We start from the raw sequence: 17,914 nt of genomic DNA on the forward strand, positions 1-17,914 counted from the left end.
AATGAAAAAGGCAATAAAAATTACTGTTTTCGTTTTTCTGGCGCAGATTTCACTGCTGGTTTCAGCTGGCAATGTATTCGATCAATATAATTTGACGGGAGAGCACCATCGTTTCATTCAGCAGGATGAAGATATTTTTTGGGAAGGCGGGCTTATTCATGATTTGGAAACAGATACTCTTGATATCTCCTATCCCAGAATGCCTCATTTTACTAAGTACAAAATTCGTTACACCAAATGGACACCAATGACATCGAACAATCAGGTTGTGATATATAACCACGGTTTACAAAGTCATTCCGGTTGGTTTAATGAAACGGCGGAAAAACTGTCAGCTTTAGGTTATACGGTTTATGCCTTCGATCGTATTGGCACAGGCACCTCCGGTGATGGTAAATCTCTATTGACGGCCGACCAGACAGATGAGGGAATGACAATGTTAAACCGGGGTGCTGGTCACACCGGTAACTGGAAAGTGTATACCCGAACTATTCACTTGATGAAACAGCTGGCCAAAGCACAAAATCCGGGAAAATCGATCAACATCTGGGCAAACAGCTATGCGGCGAATATTGTCACCGCGTATATCCTGCAATATGAACCGGAAGATGTTTCCGCTTACGTTTTCACAAGTCCAGGCCTTTTCTCCATTTTGCCGCTGCCATTTCCTATCGATGATCTAATTAACTCCCAACCTGGCACCTATTTTCCTACCACTATCCCGGAGCAAAATGGTGATCAGGGCGCGTATCTCTTTACCTCTATTCCCGAGTATCAAAACGCCATTACACGGGATAGACGTTCGCAAAGAGATTTTACTAAGGAATTTTATTTTAATATTCTGGGTATACAAAACTACCATTTTGGTAAAGCTGCCCAACCGGGTTCCTATTTGGATAAGACAAAGCGTTTCTACCTGGTTGTTAACGGTGATCCAATGATGAGCACGCAAAAAACCATCGATTATGTTTCTCAGCATGCTTCGAATGCAACACTAAAATTATATAACGGTGGTGCAGATAATCGTCATTTTCTGACTTTTACCGAAGATGCCCAACAGGTGTTGAATGATGTTGATGTGTTTTTAACCGGGCAAACTGTTGCTGGTGCAGAGGTATTTTAATGAAAATAGTTGGCTTTCGACTGCATGAAACCAGTCTTCCGTTCAACATCGCTTTTAATCATACAACCAAAAGCCGGGCCCATGTTGAAGCGGTGATTCTTGAGATTCATACGGACGCTGGCGTGATTGGTTATGGTGAAGTTCTTCCCCGGGATTATGTTACCGGGGAAACGAATCAATCCGTAATTGAACATGCCGTGCAATCGGTACTACCTGCATTGACGGAGGCCGAGTTTGCAGACTTTTCCGAGATTGCCACCTGGCTGTCTGTTTTTTATCAGCGTTTTCCTGATGTGTTAAAGCATGAACAATGTGTTCGAACTCTTTTTGATTTGGCTTTGCTCGATGCTTACGGTAAAACAATTCAACAACCTGTTGCCACCTTGCTAGGTGGTAACACCGGTCGCGATATTGTATATAGCGGTGTTATTACCGCAGGTAACCCTGACATTGTTTCAAAATACATAACTGCCTATGCAAAACTTGACCTTCGGCAGTTTAAAGTGAAAGTCGGTGGCGATTGGGGGCAGGATCTACGCAATATTCAAATGCTTAAGGATGCTTGTGGCGAGAATATTGCCATAAGGGTTGATGCAAATGAGGCATGGGATTTGGCTACCGCTCAAGTGCGTTTAGCTGCGTTAGCCGAACTGGGTGTCACCAGTTGCGAACAGCCAATGCCGGCAGAAAAAAAGCATGATTATCCTGCGCTGAAAAAATCCCTGGATTCAGCCATGAATATTTGCATTGACGAGTCTCTTTGTACCATCGAAGACGCGCATTGGTTTGTGGATAACGACGGCGCGGATATTTTTAATCTGCGTGTTTCTAAAAACGGTGGGATACTCAATGTTATTTCTCTGGGGTTGATTGCGGAGGAGGCAGGACTGTCCTGTCAACTCGGATCTCAGGTTGGGGAAACATCCTTATTAACCAGTGCAGGAATCATCGTTGCCAATCACTTGGGTAACTGTGTCTATCATGAAGGTGCATTTGGCACAATGCTCTTATCTCATGACCTGACATGCCAACCGCTAATGTTTGGCCGAAGAGGTATTCTTAATACAAATATTATTCAGTCGCAGGGTTTGGGTGTGGAAGTTGATACAGCGCTCTATGGGAAAATGGTTGAAAAGACCTACTGGGATGATGTAACAATTTCAGAACCCGCTTAACTTATCGTTCGGGTTTATATCTAAGCCCGAACAAATTCATCTTTTTGACGTATAAATCTTTTTTGTGGCCTCGCATTGTTGTTTTGAAACGCAGTTTGTTTTCTATGCTTTTAATAAAACGGTGGCACCTTTTTAACTGTATGAAATATCACAATATTGTTACACGCTTTTTTATACTATACGGTCTACAAAGCGATGTTGTGTTATGGCTAAGGCGAATTAAAAGGGGAGTAGGGTGAGAGTTTTAATAGTTGAGGATGCACGCGCTATTGCTGAGAGCATTTCGGAATACCTGAACTTGTTTGGTTATGTCTGTGACTTTGCTTATGATGGGCTGGCCGGGTTACAAATGGCTCGTCAAAATGAATATGATATATATGTTCTGGATATTTCCATGCCAAAGATGAATGGTCTGGATCTATGTAAAGAACTAAAGCAAATCAGTGACAGAAACCCTGGTGTAATATTTTTGACCGCCCGGGATACGCTTGAAGATAAGTTGATTGGTTTTTCCTGTGGTGGGGATGACTATTTAGTCAAACCTTTTCGCCTGGAAGAGCTTAAAGCCCGAATCGAGGCTATATATAACCGTTGTACCGGGCCGGGAACAAAAGTTCTTACTTTGGAAAACCTTCATGTTAACTTGGATACCTGTGAAGTGCAGAGAAATAACAAAAATATTTCCCTGACCAAGAGTTGCTACAAACTGTTAGTAATACTCTTGAAAAATGCTCCAGCGGTTGTGACTCGCGAAACATTAAATCATGAATTATGGGCAGACGAATTTCCAGATAGTGATTCACTTAAGAGTCACATCTATCGCTTGCGACAGGAAATCGACAAACCGTTTGATAGTGCCCTGATTCATACTGTTCAGGGCGTGGGATTCAGGATGGCTGTAAAATGAATATAAGTAAGAGCCTGCGTTTTCGAATCAATGCTGGTTATGTTATTTTTTGCCTGGTTACTACGGTATGCTATTCGATCTGTGCTCTTACAGTATTAAAAATAAGCGATGACGAGCTGTTTAACTGGTACATCGTTCGGCTCGCCGAAGGGTTGTATAACCAACACGATTTACTGCATCAAACCGATTTTTATATAGCAGATAGCGAAATGTTTGTCGGTACGGATGCCCAAGTCATCAGAAAAGTTCTGGCGGAACACGATAATCATGAAAACACGATCTCTGATTCAATGTCTCTTGATGACTGGGATCATGTGCGGCACGTTTCCCGCGGCGACAGTGGTCGTTATGAGGTTTATGAGCTGACGCTACCAGACAAAAACTACCATATGGTTAAAATTCCGTTACGGGATAGCTTTAATAAAAATCAGTTTTTTTACTACATAATTGATGTCAGCGGATATAACACCTATGCCGTTTCCGCTGTTCAGGGAACCTATTTCGGTCTTTCTGTCTTACTGTTTTTATTCTTTATTATCGCCATTGTCAGCGGTAAAGTCATTTCGGAAAAAGTTATCTCACCGCTTAAACAGCTTGCGGATGAAGTGGCTAAAGCTGATGTTGGAACCAAATTGAATAGCTATTACCCAGATGAGGTGGGTATTCTGGCTGGTAAGGTTAATCAACTTGTTGCCCGGATCGGTGGTTTTATCGATCGGGAAAAAGCTTTTTCAAGAGATGTCAGCCATGAGCTGAGGACGCCCATCACGAGTAGTCAGGTGTCTTTGGAACTGGCAATGCAAATGACCAAAGAAAGTGATACCAAACTGAGAAGTGTGTTGCAACGTATTGGCGATGCGAATCGGGATATGATTCACTTGATTGAAACCTTTATGTTAATCGGCCGTGAAAACATCCCCAAAGATTCTGTCACTCAAACCAATTTGTATGATGTGGTGCATGAATCGATAACACGAAACCAGTATTTGATTGGCGTTAAAAAGTTGGATGTCGTGAGTCATGTGGATGAAAAAATCGAAGTTAAACAACCAAAAAAACTGTTACTGGTTGTGATAGACAATATTTTACGTAATGCCTTTCAATATACTGATGAGGGCAATGTCACTATACGAGGCAATAAGGAGTTTATCTCGATTGCGGATACGGGACGGGGTTTTGATCAGTCTGCAATCGATCGCCTGTCCATGCCGTATGAGACGTTTCACGGCGAAGGGGTTGGTCTTGGGTTGAATATTATTAAACGAATTTGTAAGTTGACCGGTTGGCGTCTTGATGTTCGTAGTGAATGCGGTGTCGGCAGCCTATTAATTATTCACTTCTAGTTCTTTTTCTTCATTCTTGGCATTAAAGGTTTCTTCTTGTCGGGAAGGGGGCTTCTGTGGTCCTGTCCCACATTCATTAATCTGCTACATCAGGCACTGCTCGATGAACCTGAATAGAGTCAGGTTGCTATTTTTTAACCACTTTTTGATCCTGCAATATCGACTTTCTTTTTAGTGTTTTTATTTGTTTTTTATTACCGTTTTGTCACCTCTGTGATAACAAAATAAGAAAAAACTAGGAGCGACATCATGAAATTTTTGATTAGTTTGATTTTGGCGAACATGTTGTTAATACCGCTGCAATCATTCGCTATGTCATTGGAAGAAGCACAGTCAATAATTGATGCTTTGAATCTTGGTGGTAAAGCTACTGAGGTAAGAAAATACAAACGTAAAGGCACGCAGGTCTATGAAATTGAGTACGTCCTTAATGGTGAGGAATATGAAGCGATTGTAAAACCTGATGGTACGCTAATAGAAAACTATAAAGATGACGGCAGAACAGGCGGCGGGTTGCCCGTGATTTTTGGTCTGGCAGCTTCCCTTGATACACAAATTTATAAGCAACAGTCAGAAGAAGCTGAATTAATTCCCCTTATTATTGGTAACTATCAACGTTTTTGGTTTCGTGGCACCCGGTATGGATACTATGCCTGGAAAAACGACTATTTTGCCATTTCCCCCATGTTTAAGATCGACCCTGATTCCGGCTATGAAGTGGCCGATGCGGAAGACGGTTCCTTGCTATACGAAGGTTTAGATGATACCGGGTTTGGTTATGAAGGTGGGGTTCAACTGATGTTGGATGTAAAGGTTGTTGAATTTGAATTGAACCTGTTGACCGATGTCGCGAATGGTCACGGTGCCAGTTTGGCGGAACTGGAAATATCCAAACCCTATCGAATCAATAATTTCATTGTGATGCCATCTTTAATGCTTACCTATCGTGAAGATAAAGTATCCGATTACTATTTCGGCGTGGATGCGGAGGACGCAAGGAGCTACAGACCTGCGTACGAAGCGACAAATAATTTTGATGCAGAGTTCAGCGTGGTTGGGATATGGAGTCTTAATGCTCACTGGCATATCGTGGGGGAGCTTGGTTACAAATACTATGACTCTCAAATTGAAGATAGCCCGCTTGTTGAGACATCTTCTCAGACTACAGGCTTTATTGGTATGGGATACAGTTTTTGATTTCTGGTATGAGACGTGTAATCGACGCGGCGGTAAATGGGTGGGGTATTATCCTATGACGAACAAGAATGGTTGGATAAGGAGCGCGTGTGTTACCTGGATGCTATTGGTTCTTCACTCAAACTCTACCGCTGCGGAGGTAGAAGTAGAAAAAGTACGGCGTTTTGAGGTGTATACCGAAACTCAAACACGCGCACAGTATCAACAAACCATAAGTTCCTACGCAGAATTGTTGCCGCACCAGGTTAGTTTGATTAACCCCTTGGTGACCGCTTTAATTGTACGACTAGCTCCCGAATTTGAAGCAGGGGCGCAAGTAAAAAAAGGGCAGGTATTAGTCGAGTTGGATAAAACCGAGTTTGAGTATCAGCTTGCTCAGGCAAAACAGGCGGTTGCGCAAGCGAAACTGAATCTCATCGAAGAGCAAACATTAAGTCAGCGTGCGATTGATGAATGGAATTCTCAGCATACCAGTAAACCGTCTCCCTATGTTGCGAGATTGCCGCAAGTCGATGTGGCAAAAGCTGAGTTGTCCGCGGCGAAATATCTTGTCTTGCAGGCTCAACACAACCTGGATGCAACATCAATTACAGCGCCGTTTGACGGTTGGATTATTCATCGTTTTGCCAGTGTTGGCAATATGGTGAACCCATCTGTGTCGCTCGCAGAAATTATTCCCTCAGATAAAGTCATCGCACAGATTCCCCTCACGCCAGAGCAAGTGAACGATGTTATGCGACATCATGTTCCAGATCAGGTTTCAGTTGTTCTCTATTCTTTGGATTCCAGTAACCCAATGACGGTGAGCTTTACTGGATTAAAGATAGGTTCAATTCAGGATAAAGATACACGTCAGGTGATGTCCGAAGGCATTATTCATTTAACGGAAAATATTCTGGGTAAAATCCGCCCTGGAAATTTTTTGCGTGCGGAAATTCAGCTTGATCAACGTGGAAACTATTTCTCGTTACCGAAAGATTCCGTGAACAATAAAGGTAAGGTTTTTGTACTCGATGATAGTCGAGTAAAAGAGTTGTCATTTGAACTGGTATTTACCCAGAATGAAACGCTGATTGTGGATATTCCCAACCAGGATAAAATTGAGTTGATTTCTTCGGGCATAGACAGAATCTGGGATGGCATGCCGGCACAACCCAGAGTGACGTATCATGATCAATAACAAAAGCTATCTCGCACAGTTTATTGCACACCCCATTGCCAGTAAAACATTGCTGGTGATCATCTTGGTTATGGGCGTTGTGGGTATGCTTTTTCTAAGGCAGGAAGTGTTTCCACCATTTGCACCTAACCGGGTTGACATCAGTGTTGCAGTAAGAGGTGCGTCAGCGAAAGAAGTTGAGCTTTTGGTGGTAAAAAAGATTGAACAACAACTCGCTGATGTGAAGGAAATTCAGCGTATTATCGCCAATGCTTATCAGGATCATGCTTATATTCAATTAGAGTTGATGGCTGAGGTTAATCCGGATAAGGCCCTGTCACTCATTAAGTCGCAAGTGGATGGTATCAGCACCTTTCCTGAATACGCAGAACCACCTATTTATACCATGCCGGAAACCACTGGGCCTTTACTGTTGGTGAGTTTATATGGTGATGTGCCGTTTAACGTGCTGTACAACCAGGCATTGGATCTGTCAAAACAGCTTTCTCTTTTGCCGGGTATCACACTGGCAGAAATTGACGATGCGCCAGAAATGGAAGTGGAAGTCGGACTTACTCCGTTGGCTTTGCAAAAGTATCGTCTAAGCATGACCGATATTGCTCAAGCTATTCGTAATACCTCTATTAATTTGTCCGCTGGCAATATCGAAACTGCCAATGGCAAGTTGCTGTTGCGTAGTGAACGCTTGGCATTGAATACGCAAGACTTTGAAAATATTGTTATTCGGTCGTATGCAAACGGACGGATACTGACGATAGGTGACATTGCTACTGTTTCTATCAAGCCAGTGGCCAGCTATTCACCGACCATTTTTAACGGTAAACATGCCTTATCCCTGTCTATTCGTCGAGATGAGCATGTCAGTTTGACCAGGGCGAGTAATCAGATAAGAAATTATTTAACGCAATATCAACAACAATTAGGCGAGCATTTAACGGTTCAGGTGTGGATGGATGATTCCCGCGAATTTTCATCCCGCGTTGGATTGTTGTTAGAAAACGGGATTACCGGGTTCTTTATTATCTGTATTTTTATGGGATTGTTTGTTCATTTCCGGGTTGCATTATGGACCGCAATTGGTATTCCCGTTTCTATGTTAGGTGCCTTGGGCATTATTTATATGAGTGGTGCCGATATTAGTTTGAATGCCATTACGCTATTTGGTTTTTTGATTGCTGCCGGGTTAATCGTGGATGACGCAATTGTAATCGGCGAAAGCATTCATCAGGAAACCACGCTCTATGGCCATTCAGTCGATAATGTGATTCGGGGAGCTCAGAAGGTTGCAATGCCGACAACCTTTGGTGCACTCACTTCCATTGTGGCGTTTTTTCCATTGACCCTGACCGAAGGGAAAATGGGCAGTCAAATGGCGGGTATTGGATTAGTGGTGATATGTTGTTTAATTGCTTCTATTATTGAATCGAAGTTAATTTTACCTAACCATTTATTACATAAAAAACGCAGGAAGCTAAATTTAAGTCGGCTTGAAAGGTTACGTGGGAAAACCAATTCTTACCTGGTGGCTTTTTCAGAAGGTCCATATCGTCGGTTGCTGGATCGTTGTCTGGCTAAGCCATACAGTGTAATTGGCATAGCATTAGCACTATTTTTGTTAAGTGGCGTTATTATGTTTTCTGGCGCTATTCGCATGGTTACCTTGCCGAATATTGCGGACTACGAAGTAGAAGCGTTGTTTAATGTGGATGCCAACTTAACTGCAGAGCAAAAACAAGCGATTGCCCAACGCCTTACGGATTCGTTGCTGCAAACCAATCGAGAAGTAAAAGAAAAAAATAAACTGGATTACGAACCCATTATTATGCACCGAATGCATATTGACGGGGCGGATATTATTTTCGATGTGGAAATAAGTCATAGAGAAGATGCGCCTTTTGACGCGCATATTATTGCCAATACCTGGCGAAACAAAGTGCCCTTGATGCCGGAGTTGGAATCCGCAAATATTGCGTCAGGCCCGAATGGTGACGAACAGGTGGCAATTCAGTTAAGTGGAGATGAGTTGACGGCGTTACTCCTGGCCAAAGACGAAGTTAAAAAGTATTTATCGAGTATTGATGGGGTGGTCGACATTCGTGATAACGCATTAAGTAAATCCCATGATATTTTAGTTCATGCAACTGCTGCTGGTGAAGCCTACGGTGTAACGCAAAACTGGTTGGCGAATACCATTCGATCCGCTTTTTACGGAGTTGAAGCACAACGTGTTCAACTTGATGAGCAAGAGTGGCGGGTAATGGTGCGCTATGATCAATCCAACAGAAATAGCATCGGCGATTTGTCGGCGATGGACGTTGCCTTACCTGACGGGCATTTTATGCCGCTAAATACTATTGCCAAACTGGAACAAACCCAAACTGATACATTAATTCAACGTATCGATGCGCAACGTGCAATTACTGTTTACGCCAATACCATTGGTTATGTCGATGCCGAAGGTGTTGCGGAGGCGGTCGTTGAGGATTTTTTACCTCAACTCGCTCAGAAATATCCAGGGGTTTCTTATAGTATCGAAGGTGAAGCAAAAGATGCCGCTAAATCTATTTCCAGCTTAATAAGTGCGAGCATAATTGCCATTTTTGTTATGTTTGCGCTTATGGCGATTCCGATGAAATCCTATCGTTATCCTTTTGCGATTATTCTGATTCTTCCTTTAGGTTTTATTGGTACCGTTGTTGGACACCTTATCGTACCCATCGAATATAGTTTGATATCCATGTTTGGTTTAATCGCACTGATGGGGGTTATGATTAATAACGGACTACTATTAGTAGATTATTTTCTGCAAAATATGCAAATGGGGTTATCCAAGAAAGAGGCCATAATGGAATGCTGTGTTAGAAGATTACGCCCCATATTTCTGACCGCTGTTACCACCTTTGCCGGTTTGATGCCTTTGCTTTGGGAGTCTGACCCGGAGGCTTTATGGTTGGTACCCATTGCTGTTTCTCTGGGAATCGGGATTCTATTAAGTACGGGTCTAACATTACTGTTATTGCCTTCTATCCTATTACTTATTCCTTTGGTTGAAACTACACCATCTATTAATGACCTTGTTCCTGATAACATGACTAAAACAACCGGGGAGCAGGTGTGCTGATTGCTTTAAGTGGACAGGCCTTTCCATTATCGAGGTTTACGTACTCTTTCTAATTTGTTTAAATTGTGAGCTGGTCTATAGTGTTTTAGCCCGTTCGCTATGCGCATACTTCACAATAACAATAGAGAGATACAATGCAGCGTTACCTAGCTTTAGACGCCTTTAGAGGGCTAACCATTGCCCTGATGATTTTGGTTATTACACCTGGCTCCTGGTCCCATGTATACCCTCCGTTATTACACGCTGAATGGCATGGCTGGACACCAACGGATTTAGTTTTCCCGTTTTTTATGTTTATTATCGGTGTGGCGATGTACTTTTCCTTTAGTAAACAAAACTTTCAGTTGAATACCGTATCGATAATAAAAATACTCAGGCGTTCACTCATTATCTTTTTACTTGGTTTAGCCTTAAATGCCTTTCCTACCTACGAAAGCTTCGACAGCTTACGCATTATGAGTGTATTGGGCAGAATTGGCTTAGCTTACGCTTTGGCTGCAATATTGGTGCTCTTACTCAAACCAACTGGAATCAGAATCTTATCTATCATTCTATTGGTGGCATATTGGTTGATATTGCAAAGTGTAGGAGATGGCGCTTATACGCTGGAAACCAATTTGGTTCGGCAAGTGGATTTAATGCTTCTTGGGGAAGGGCATATGTGGCAGGGCAAAGGCATACCATTTGACCCTGAAGGAATACTCAGTACTTTACCGTCACTCGTCAGTATTTTTATTGGTTTTGAAGTTGGCCGCTTAGTGGCAACAAGTTCGGAAAAAAGTCAGGTTGTAAAATATTTATTGATATGGGGTGTTGCTGCATTTGCTCTGGGTTACCTATGGAGCATAGTGATGCCGATTAACAAATACCTATGGACCAGTTCTTACGTGCTGGTTACCTCGGCTGTGGCACTTTGGGTACTGGCATTGTTTATCTGGTTTGTCGATATTCAAGGCTATCACGCATCGGTTCGACCTTTGGTGGTATATGGCATGAACCCATTGTTTATTTATGTTTTTGCCGCAGTCTGGACGGATTGTTATCGCTTGGTCGACATGTCCCTTCCATCCGGCGGAACTGGAATGCTGCGTGAATGGCTATTTCAGCATATGAGCCATATATTCACACCGATAAATGCCTCCCTTGTTTATGCATTAATTCATGTTTTCATCTTCTGGTTGGTATGTTTGTTTTTATACCGAAAGAATATTGTGATAAAGATATAAGCAATTTTGTGCAGAGCAAGGTGAGTAAGATAACGGGATACCTCTGCGGCGCCAACAGAACTCGGGTGGCGCTTTTCGGTATAGGAGATGAACTGCCTAACCCATGTTAGATACGTTTTTTCTGTTTTGTAAGCCATGCCTTTAATAGGAATCACCTCACGAACATGTCGTAAAAAATGGGCTACGCTCATTTTCCAGATTTATTGGGATATCTTCCATGACAGCTCTTGCTTTTAATTTGTGCGGTCTAAATACACAGTAGTTGAGGGCGTTTTCAACTTTCTTTAGAGTATTGTTTGTCAGAGTTATACGTACATAATGCGCATAACTTGCTAGTTATTTAATCAACAATCGTTGAAAGTTTATTAAAATCAAAGAGTTATGTATTTACGTTTTCGAGGGGCGGGAAGTTTTACGCGACAAAAATCTAAGAGGTTTTACACTTCGTGTACGCTTTTTTCAGCATGTGATATAGTTAATTCCTTGATTTTGAAGAAAAAGTATAAATGCAAAAAAGAAATATGTGCACAAAGGGATATACGCATCTGATGCGTAGAATAAACTGTTAGAACTAGTTTTAGTTTGGGGGAGTTGTGAAGATATTGGTGGTTTTATTATTTGTATTCTTAACGAATTCTGCGTTCGCAGGGTATTCTGATGACGTAAATATTGTTGAGATATTTCAGGATGAAAACTTTCAAAATTATATGGCTCTAGGTATTAATGGTGAGGTCCAAAGCAGGCCGGCAGATTGCGTTAATCCAACTTACCAGTATGCTATCGACTTGACTACAGAGTATGGAAAAAGGATTCAAAGTACATTGCTTATGGCATTTGCTGCCGGAAAGAAAGTAAGCTTAATAGGTACCGGTCAATGCAATATTAATAATGTAGAGGTTTTAAGGCGAGTCGTGGTTAAGTTCTAACAAGAGGCTGTTTAGCGACCGGTATTTGCTCCGGCCTAAAAGATAGGTCTCCACAAATACCAGAGTAAAAGCTGGTTCTAAAGAGCCGCTGAACAGCCCGACCAGTTATGCAAAAAAATAAACCTATGAGAATCCTTTCTGAACTGTTGAATGAATATCGCATTCAAATAATCGCTCTCGTTGCTGGGTCTGTGTCCATTACGGCTATATATGAGAGGCTTGTATCGATATTTTATTTACAGTATCTGGAAGTCCCAAATGCAGTGGTAGCGATTCTAATTCTGCTATCTGTTTTAGGAGGCTTTGAAATCAGGAGAATGTCAGACCGACTACGTAGCTATGAACATCCCAAGCTAACGGATAATATGGAATATGTACTATGGATGCATAAAGATGTACCTCTAGGTAACGGACAATGTGCCTCTACGTTGATTGAAGATCAAGACAGCCTTCATTATCAAGATGCTCAGTATTGTTTGGATGAGCTATTTCAAATGGGGTTTCTTAGAGTAATCAATAATCCAGATCCTGACGAGGAAGAACGATTATATGCCTTGGCTGAGCCAGGCAGACGTTATCTTGTTGAAACAGGTCTTCTGCATAAAGTCTTTTCGGAAGATTCATCGCATAACAAAAATTGTCGGCTTAGCTAAACGTTAAGAGGTGTGAATGGAAGAGGCGAAAAAGAAAGCTTACAGGCATTTGGGGCTGACTGGATATACATCAATTAATAATATGCTGTCGAATACAAAGGTCGGGATATTTAACATTTATTCCGATTTTCATAATAAAAATATTCAGGCTTCAAAGGATTTATCCAGCTGGCTTGAAGTACTAATGCATGAAAATGTTAATGATTTTGAATATATGGATGAAGATGCTTTCTGGAAAGTGCATTCTGATCTTTGTGAAAAATACAAAGACTACAGATTTGAATCTGCTAAGGATTTATTTGATGATTGCCTTGATTTCGCAAGTAAAAACTCTTAACAAGCAAAGGCAGCGGATAAGCTGCTGTTTAGGGCGTTAGAGCTAATGAATATTGGAGTAGTAGTGAAAAGTATCTTATTAATAATGTTGCTGTTTCCTTTTTTTGCATGGGCAGAGAATAATGAGTGCTCAGATATAGTAGGAGAATGGATCGGAGAAAGATATGACCGCGTTATGGAATCACAGAGGACCTTATACTCTAAGTATAGAGCTGATGGGACGTACTCTTTTTCTTTCGAGTATATTAGTGGCTCTGGTAAGTCGGCTCAAACAGAAAGCGGTGAGTGGTGGTGCATAGGAACAAATCTTTATATATCAAACACTGAGTTAAATGGAGAATTATTGGAACCTGATATACAGGTATACAATATTCTAGCCCTTACTGCTTCTTATATGAAAATATCTATTCATGACGTCGATTGTGAGCAGGCTGGGGACGATTGCCATGAAGGTGTTATCTATGAAAACACAAGAATGTAGCGAGCTCTAACAAGCGTAGGCTGGCCTATATTTTCTCCGTTTCGCCTTCGGCTACACTACTAAAATGACATGTCGTCCAAATTGAAAGGGAGTTAATTTTAAACTAAGACGTAGTTGGTAAGAATGGGCGAGCGCGTCCGCCTATCAATCTGCCCAAATAGCTTATTCCTGCTGCGTGATGGTGAGCTCCAACCTGTTAACCATAGGGAGAAATATGGCCCATACGTTCACGTTAAACTCTGAAGCTATTAAAAGAGAGTTCTCCGTATATGTTGTAATTGCTTCCAATGATGTAGAAATAGACTTGTATGTAGGAAAAACTGGAGATAATAGAGAAGGTTGTAACCCTATTATCTCTCGATGTGGAAACCACTTTTCATACAACAAGATTCACAGCCAGGTAAGAAATAAAATTCCTGATCATGAAAACAAAGAATATACCTATGTTTTTGATCATTTCGGTGCTTATACCGAAGACGAGCATCAGCGAAAACAGCTTGTCGATCAGATAAACGAAATGGAACGGTTTCTTAATCAAGAAATAAATGAGCTATCGAAGGAATTTGAACTCTGTGTTTTGCACAATCCTTATAGTGGTAAATATGGGGTTAACGCTAGTGAAAGAAATAAAAGGGCTGCGTTCCGCACTCAGGAAAATACGAATCGAATAAATGCTATTGTTAATACGGTACGCGAAATTTTAGTTAACAAGTCTAGGTAGCCGGCGGTTAGGCTACAGGCCACTTCAGGGATTCCCCGGCTGTAGTGGCCAAAAATACTTGACCACCACAGCAGTACATCTAACAAGCAACAGCGGTAAGGATCAACTCCAAAGGAAGGTTACTATATAAATTTAGTTACACTTCTTGCCATGCTTTCATCGCGAATCTAGCAGCGAATAGGTTATCCCAACGCCTAAAATCATTGCTCTGAAAATACAGGAGTTAGTACAAAAAATGTCCATTTGTGCCTTATGCTCCGTGCCTATTCTTTCTTTCCCAAGTCTCTCGCAGAGGCAGTTTACCGCTTGGGTAGAGGAAACTTCCGTCTTTCGGTTAGTCGCCTTTCTTTCTGTATGTCTAACTATTTGAATATATTGATCTTTTTCTCCGTTTTTTTTGCTTATTTGGCCGGCGGTTTTTTGTGAACGACTCCATCTGGCACTATACTAAACGTTGGTTTAAGCTAGTTTCTTGGCTGCGCGAGGCAGGGATCGCATTCTGTACATTAGGTTGATCTGATGTTTTGCGGTGTATGCAGTGTGCCGAGATAGATATGTAAGGAGTTCTCGCTTTAACCTCGAATTAGCCCTACGACAGAATTTGTGGGGGTTGCTATAAAGCGAAGAGGTTGTATCAGGATAATAATTAAAACCACTTCTACAAAATGAAACGCTATGCTTGATCAGTCTTATACTGTCCTTTGTCGTAAAGCCTCAGCATCTGCTGATATTGTTTCGTATATGCTTGTGATATTTCAAAGCGGCCTGGGTGTTCTTACCATAGAGGGGAGCGTATAGTTTGGCAGAAGACATTCAAAAGAAAATTGCCTTCCGCCTGACCCGAGCGAGCTTGGGTATTGCGCTTATGCTCGGGATCTTGGTTGCGTTTATTCAGATTGCTATGGATCTGCGCAATGAGTTCAAGCAGATTGATAACAATGCTCGGGAGATATTCCTCGTTGTGCAAAACTCTGCGCAACGAGCTGTTCATTTGTTAGACAGTCGCTTAGCTACTGAAGTGGTCAAAGGGTTAAATAACTACCGTTTCCTCACCTACGCAGCGATCAAAGACGATAATAATCAGATTATGGCCGAGTATGAAATAGCATCGGACAATTATACGTCTTCGACACAATGGTTTACCCAACTGCTAACAGACAGAATTGCTGAGTACGAATTCCCTTTAGTCAATGATGACAATGTACAAGAGGGAAGTTTGGTATTAAATATTAATAGCGATAGGGGATTGGCTCCGTTCTACAACCGCGCAATTACCATTTTTGTTTCTGGTCTGTTACGCAATATGGGCATGGCTATTGTGCTCATTTTGATTTTCCATTACATGTTAACCCGCCCACTTACCACTATTTCCGCGAGGCTTGCGAGTATCCGTCCAGATCAAACCGAAGGTCGGCGTGTAATGCATTTGAGCCGTCATCAAAATGATGAGTTGGGGAACATTGTTAACAGTGCCAATGTTTTTATCTCGGCTATTGAAAATTGGCAAGGGGAACTAAGTCAGCGGGAACAGCAACTACGGTTGATTTTGGATGCAAGCCCTAATCAGATTTTTGCGATTGATGGCAATGGTGAGTTTATCTTTGTGAATAACATGACAGAAAGATTTTACCGCTGTTCGGGAGAAAAGCTGATCGGTAAATCGTATATTCATCTGCATAAATCGATTAACCCTGAAGAAGCAAAAAGTTTAAATTTTTGTTTAAAGCGCCTGCCTAAAATGAAGCAGGGGAGTTTTTCTGTTGAACAGAAATTGACGGACGCCAATGATGAAACTCATACGATGCAAATTAGCTTTATCGCTTTTAATATGCATGGAAAAAACTGCATATTGGTTGTCTGTGTCGATATTACCGAGCGGGTGAAAGCGGAAGAGCGTGTTGAGTACCTGGCATTTTTTGACACGCTAACCGGCTTGCCAAACCGCAATATGCTGTACGAGTATCTTAAAAAGGATATCTCCCGTGCAAGGCGTTTAAATTTATACGGCGCGTTGATGTTTATTGACCTGGATGACTTTAAACGCATCAATGACTCAATGGGGCATTCCGCTGGCGATCAATTATTAATTCAGCTTGCTAAAGAAATAGAAAGTAATAAACGAGAATCAGATACGTTAGCTCGTTTAGGCGGCGACGAGTTTGTCCTCTGTATGCCTGAATTGCATAAAGACCTGGACGTTGCCAAACAACTTGCAGTGGATTTGGCGGAAAGACTTCTAGCTAATATTCGTAAGCCTATTTCGATCGGCAATAGCGAATTTATTATCAGTGCCAGTATCGGTATTATTTTATACCCGCTGGAAGGTGACGATTTGGAAACCTTGCTTTCGTTCGCTGATACCGCGATGTACAAAGCAAAACAACTTGGAAGAAATTGTTATAAAGTGTTTGAAGATTCCATGGCGGATGAGGCACAAAGTCTGTTGGCGCTGGAATCTGAGTTGCGCATTGCAATTAAGCAAAAACAATTTGAAGTAAAGTTACAACCCATTCTCGATGCGAAAACAGGAGATCTGGTGTCTGCCGAAGCTTTAATTCGCTGGAATCACCCGGAGAAAGGCACGGTTTCACCCAATGATTTTATTTCATTCCTCGAACAAAGTGGAATGGTTGTGGATGTCGATTACTTTGTTCTGGATCGGGTTTGTCAGTTTATTAAGCAGCAGAAAGCCCAGGGCTTGTTCCCTAAGAATTTACGTATATCGGTTAACCTGAGTGCAAACACTTTGCATCAGCACGTTTTTGTGTCGAATGTGCAGGCCATTTTAAATAGCCACGATATAAAAGGTACCTCAATCGAATTTGAAATTACCGAGCGGGCGGCATTACAGCGGTTGAACGAAGTAATCGATAAGGCGAGGGTACTGCAGCTTCAAGGTATTACTTTTTCTTTGGATGATTTTGGTACAGGTTACAGTTCGTTAAGCTATCTAAAAAGATTACCCGTTAATAAAATTAAGATTGATAAGTCTTTTATTAAAGACTGTGTTCACGATCCTCAAGACGATGCATTGGTTTCATCTATTATTGCGATCGCCAAACGGCTTAAGCTTGGTGTCGTTGCTGAAGGTGTTGAAACTCAAGAGCAGGTCGAGTGGTTAAACGCACACGGGAGTGTGTATTACCAGGGGTACCTGGGTGATAGGCCATTAAGCCTCGATAAGTTTCACAGTAAATATTTGCTTCCGTATAAAAGTATGACTTTGTCCAGTTAGCTTAAGTTAAAAGTACTGCTTTTGTACCTGTTGGACGATCGTTCTAATTCTATTTTTATATTTATTTGAAATATTATTCAGAGAAATATAATTCATATTTGATATAAGCCTGTAAACCAAAGCATCGTCAATATTCCAGCATTCTCGTTATAAATAATTAACTTCTGATTTCAAAATCTAATAAATAGCGCTTATATTGGCACGTATATTTGTTTTATGAGCCCTATTTTGGTTTTGGCTTGCGTGTCATGATTAATCCTCTTAATTTTAAGGTTTTATTCTTCGAAGAA

15 protein-coding genes are annotated in these 17,914 nt (G+C 41.5%); 14 read left to right on the forward strand and 1 reads right to left on the reverse strand.

The genetic code is table 11. The features are described 5' to 3' along the window. The first annotated feature begins 1 nt into the window (after position 1). The 8 genes from P5V12_RS08205 (at position 2) to P5V12_RS08240 (ending at position 11,272) form a co-directional block, all read left to right on the forward strand. Positions 2-1,123: an alpha/beta hydrolase gene (locus tag P5V12_RS08205; protein ID WP_316956867.1), complete on the forward strand. Its 1,122-nt coding sequence runs from the start codon at positions 2-4 to the stop codon at positions 1,121-1,123. Beyond that, the gene (locus tag P5V12_RS08210) at positions 1,123-2,298 is read left to right on the forward strand and encodes a mandelate racemase/muconate lactonizing enzyme family protein (RefSeq protein WP_316956868.1); all 1,176 of its coding nucleotides are present in this window, start codon (positions 1,123-1,125) and stop codon (positions 2,296-2,298) included. Before P5V12_RS08205 ends, P5V12_RS08210 begins: the two co-directional genes overlap by 1 nt. Before the next feature lie 235 nt (positions 2,299-2,533). Next, positions 2,534-3,205, forward strand: a complete 672-nt coding sequence (locus P5V12_RS08215; protein ID WP_316956869.1) for a response regulator transcription factor — start codon at positions 2,534-2,536, stop codon at positions 3,203-3,205. After that, positions 3,202-4,548: a HAMP domain-containing sensor histidine kinase gene (locus P5V12_RS08220; RefSeq protein ID WP_316956870.1), complete on the forward strand. Its 1,347-nt coding sequence runs from the start codon at positions 3,202-3,204 to the stop codon at positions 4,546-4,548. The genes P5V12_RS08215 and P5V12_RS08220 overlap by 4 nt, the downstream gene beginning before the upstream one ends. Positions 4,549-4,797: 249 nt before the next feature. Then, the gene (locus tag P5V12_RS08225; RefSeq protein ID WP_316956871.1) at positions 4,798-5,745 is read left to right on the forward strand and encodes a MipA/OmpV family protein; all 948 of its coding nucleotides are present in this window, start codon (positions 4,798-4,800) and stop codon (positions 5,743-5,745) included. A gap of 55 nt (positions 5,746-5,800) precedes the next feature. Next, positions 5,801-6,925 carry an efflux RND transporter periplasmic adaptor subunit gene (locus P5V12_RS08230; RefSeq protein ID WP_316956872.1) on the forward strand — a complete coding sequence of 375 codons (1,125 nt, stop codon included), beginning with the start codon at positions 5,801-5,803 and terminating at the stop codon, positions 6,923-6,925. Further along, entirely contained in the window at positions 6,915-10,046 is a 3,132-nt protein-coding gene (locus P5V12_RS08235) for an efflux RND transporter permease subunit (RefSeq protein WP_316956873.1), read from the forward strand. Before P5V12_RS08230 ends, P5V12_RS08235 begins: the two co-directional genes overlap by 11 nt. Positions 10,047-10,180: 134 nt before the next feature. Beyond that, positions 10,181-11,272 carry a DUF5009 domain-containing protein gene (locus tag P5V12_RS08240; RefSeq protein ID WP_316956874.1) on the forward strand — a complete coding sequence of 364 codons (1,092 nt, stop codon included), beginning with the start codon at positions 10,181-10,183 and terminating at the stop codon, positions 11,270-11,272. On the opposite strand, the gene P5V12_RS21775 is transcribed toward P5V12_RS08240, so the two are convergent. Continuing rightward, positions 11,206-11,463 carry a phage integrase N-terminal SAM-like domain-containing protein gene (locus P5V12_RS21775; protein ID WP_410483326.1) on the reverse strand — a complete coding sequence of 86 codons (258 nt, stop codon included), beginning with the start codon at positions 11,461-11,463 and terminating at the stop codon, positions 11,206-11,208. The two genes, P5V12_RS08240 and P5V12_RS21775, sit on opposite strands and share 67 nt — an antisense overlap. A 402-nt stretch (positions 11,464-11,865) precedes the next feature. Between P5V12_RS21775 and P5V12_RS08245 the strand changes: the two genes are divergently transcribed. The 6 genes from P5V12_RS08245 (at position 11,866) to P5V12_RS08270 (ending at position 17,624) form a co-directional block, all read left to right on the forward strand. Then, entirely contained in the window at positions 11,866-12,198 is a 333-nt protein-coding gene (locus tag P5V12_RS08245) for a hypothetical protein (RefSeq protein WP_316956875.1), read from the forward strand. Positions 12,199-12,323: 125 nt separating this feature from the next. Further along, a complete protein-coding gene (locus tag P5V12_RS08250) occupies positions 12,324-12,851 on the forward strand; it encodes a hypothetical protein (RefSeq protein WP_316956876.1) in 528 nt (175 codons plus the stop codon). 16 nt (positions 12,852-12,867) lie between these two features. Further along, entirely contained in the window at positions 12,868-13,188 is a 321-nt protein-coding gene (locus P5V12_RS08255) for a hypothetical protein (protein WP_316956877.1), read from the forward strand. Positions 13,189-13,251: 63 nt separating this feature from the next. Further along, positions 13,252-13,668, forward strand: a complete 417-nt coding sequence (locus tag P5V12_RS08260; protein ID WP_316956878.1) for a hypothetical protein — start codon at positions 13,252-13,254, stop codon at positions 13,666-13,668. Positions 13,669-13,882: 214 nt separating this feature from the next. Next, positions 13,883-14,389 (forward strand): hypothetical protein, encoded by a 507-nt coding sequence (locus P5V12_RS08265; protein WP_316956879.1) that lies wholly within the window; start codon positions 13,883-13,885, stop codon positions 14,387-14,389. A gap of 799 nt (positions 14,390-15,188) precedes the next feature. Beyond that, complete coding sequence (locus P5V12_RS08270) at positions 15,189-17,624, forward strand: putative bifunctional diguanylate cyclase/phosphodiesterase (RefSeq protein ID WP_316956880.1); 2,436 nt, start codon at positions 15,189-15,191, stop codon at positions 17,622-17,624. Positions 17,625-17,914: the final 290 nt, after the last annotated feature.

The sequence above is a fragment of the Teredinibacter sp. KSP-S5-2 genome (assembly GCF_032773895.1).
Taxonomy (GTDB): domain Bacteria; phylum Pseudomonadota; class Gammaproteobacteria; order Pseudomonadales; family Cellvibrionaceae.

What these genes read in the sequence shown, in the direction of transcription:
- P5V12_RS08225 (WP_316956871.1), top strand. Translation starts at nt 4,798, where the DNA reads ATGAAATTTTTGATTAGTTTGATTTTGGCGAACATGTTGTTAATACCG.
- P5V12_RS08230 (WP_316956872.1), top strand. Translation starts at nt 5,801, where the DNA reads ATGACGAACAAGAATGGTTGGATAAGGAGCGCGTGTGTTACCTGGATG.
- P5V12_RS08235 (WP_316956873.1), top strand. Translation starts at nt 6,915, where the DNA reads ATGATCAATAACAAAAGCTATCTCGCACAGTTTATTGCACACCCCATT.
- P5V12_RS08265 (WP_316956879.1), top strand. Translation starts at nt 13,883, where the DNA reads ATGGCCCATACGTTCACGTTAAACTCTGAAGCTATTAAAAGAGAGTTC.
- P5V12_RS21775 (WP_410483326.1), bottom strand. Translation starts at nt 11,463, where the DNA reads ATGAGCGTAGCCCATTTTTTACGACATGTTCGTGAGGTGATTCCTATT.
- P5V12_RS08255 (WP_316956877.1), top strand. Translation starts at nt 12,868, where the DNA reads ATGGAAGAGGCGAAAAAGAAAGCTTACAGGCATTTGGGGCTGACTGGA.
- P5V12_RS08210 (WP_316956868.1), top strand. Translation starts at nt 1,123, where the DNA reads ATGAAAATAGTTGGCTTTCGACTGCATGAAACCAGTCTTCCGTTCAAC.
- P5V12_RS08205 (WP_316956867.1), top strand. Translation starts at nt 2, where the DNA reads ATGAAAAAGGCAATAAAAATTACTGTTTTCGTTTTTCTGGCGCAGATT.
- P5V12_RS08240 (WP_316956874.1), top strand. Translation starts at nt 10,181, where the DNA reads ATGCAGCGTTACCTAGCTTTAGACGCCTTTAGAGGGCTAACCATTGCC.
- P5V12_RS08220 (WP_316956870.1), top strand. Translation starts at nt 3,202, where the DNA reads ATGAATATAAGTAAGAGCCTGCGTTTTCGAATCAATGCTGGTTATGTT.
- P5V12_RS08250 (WP_316956876.1), top strand. Translation starts at nt 12,324, where the DNA reads ATGAGAATCCTTTCTGAACTGTTGAATGAATATCGCATTCAAATAATC.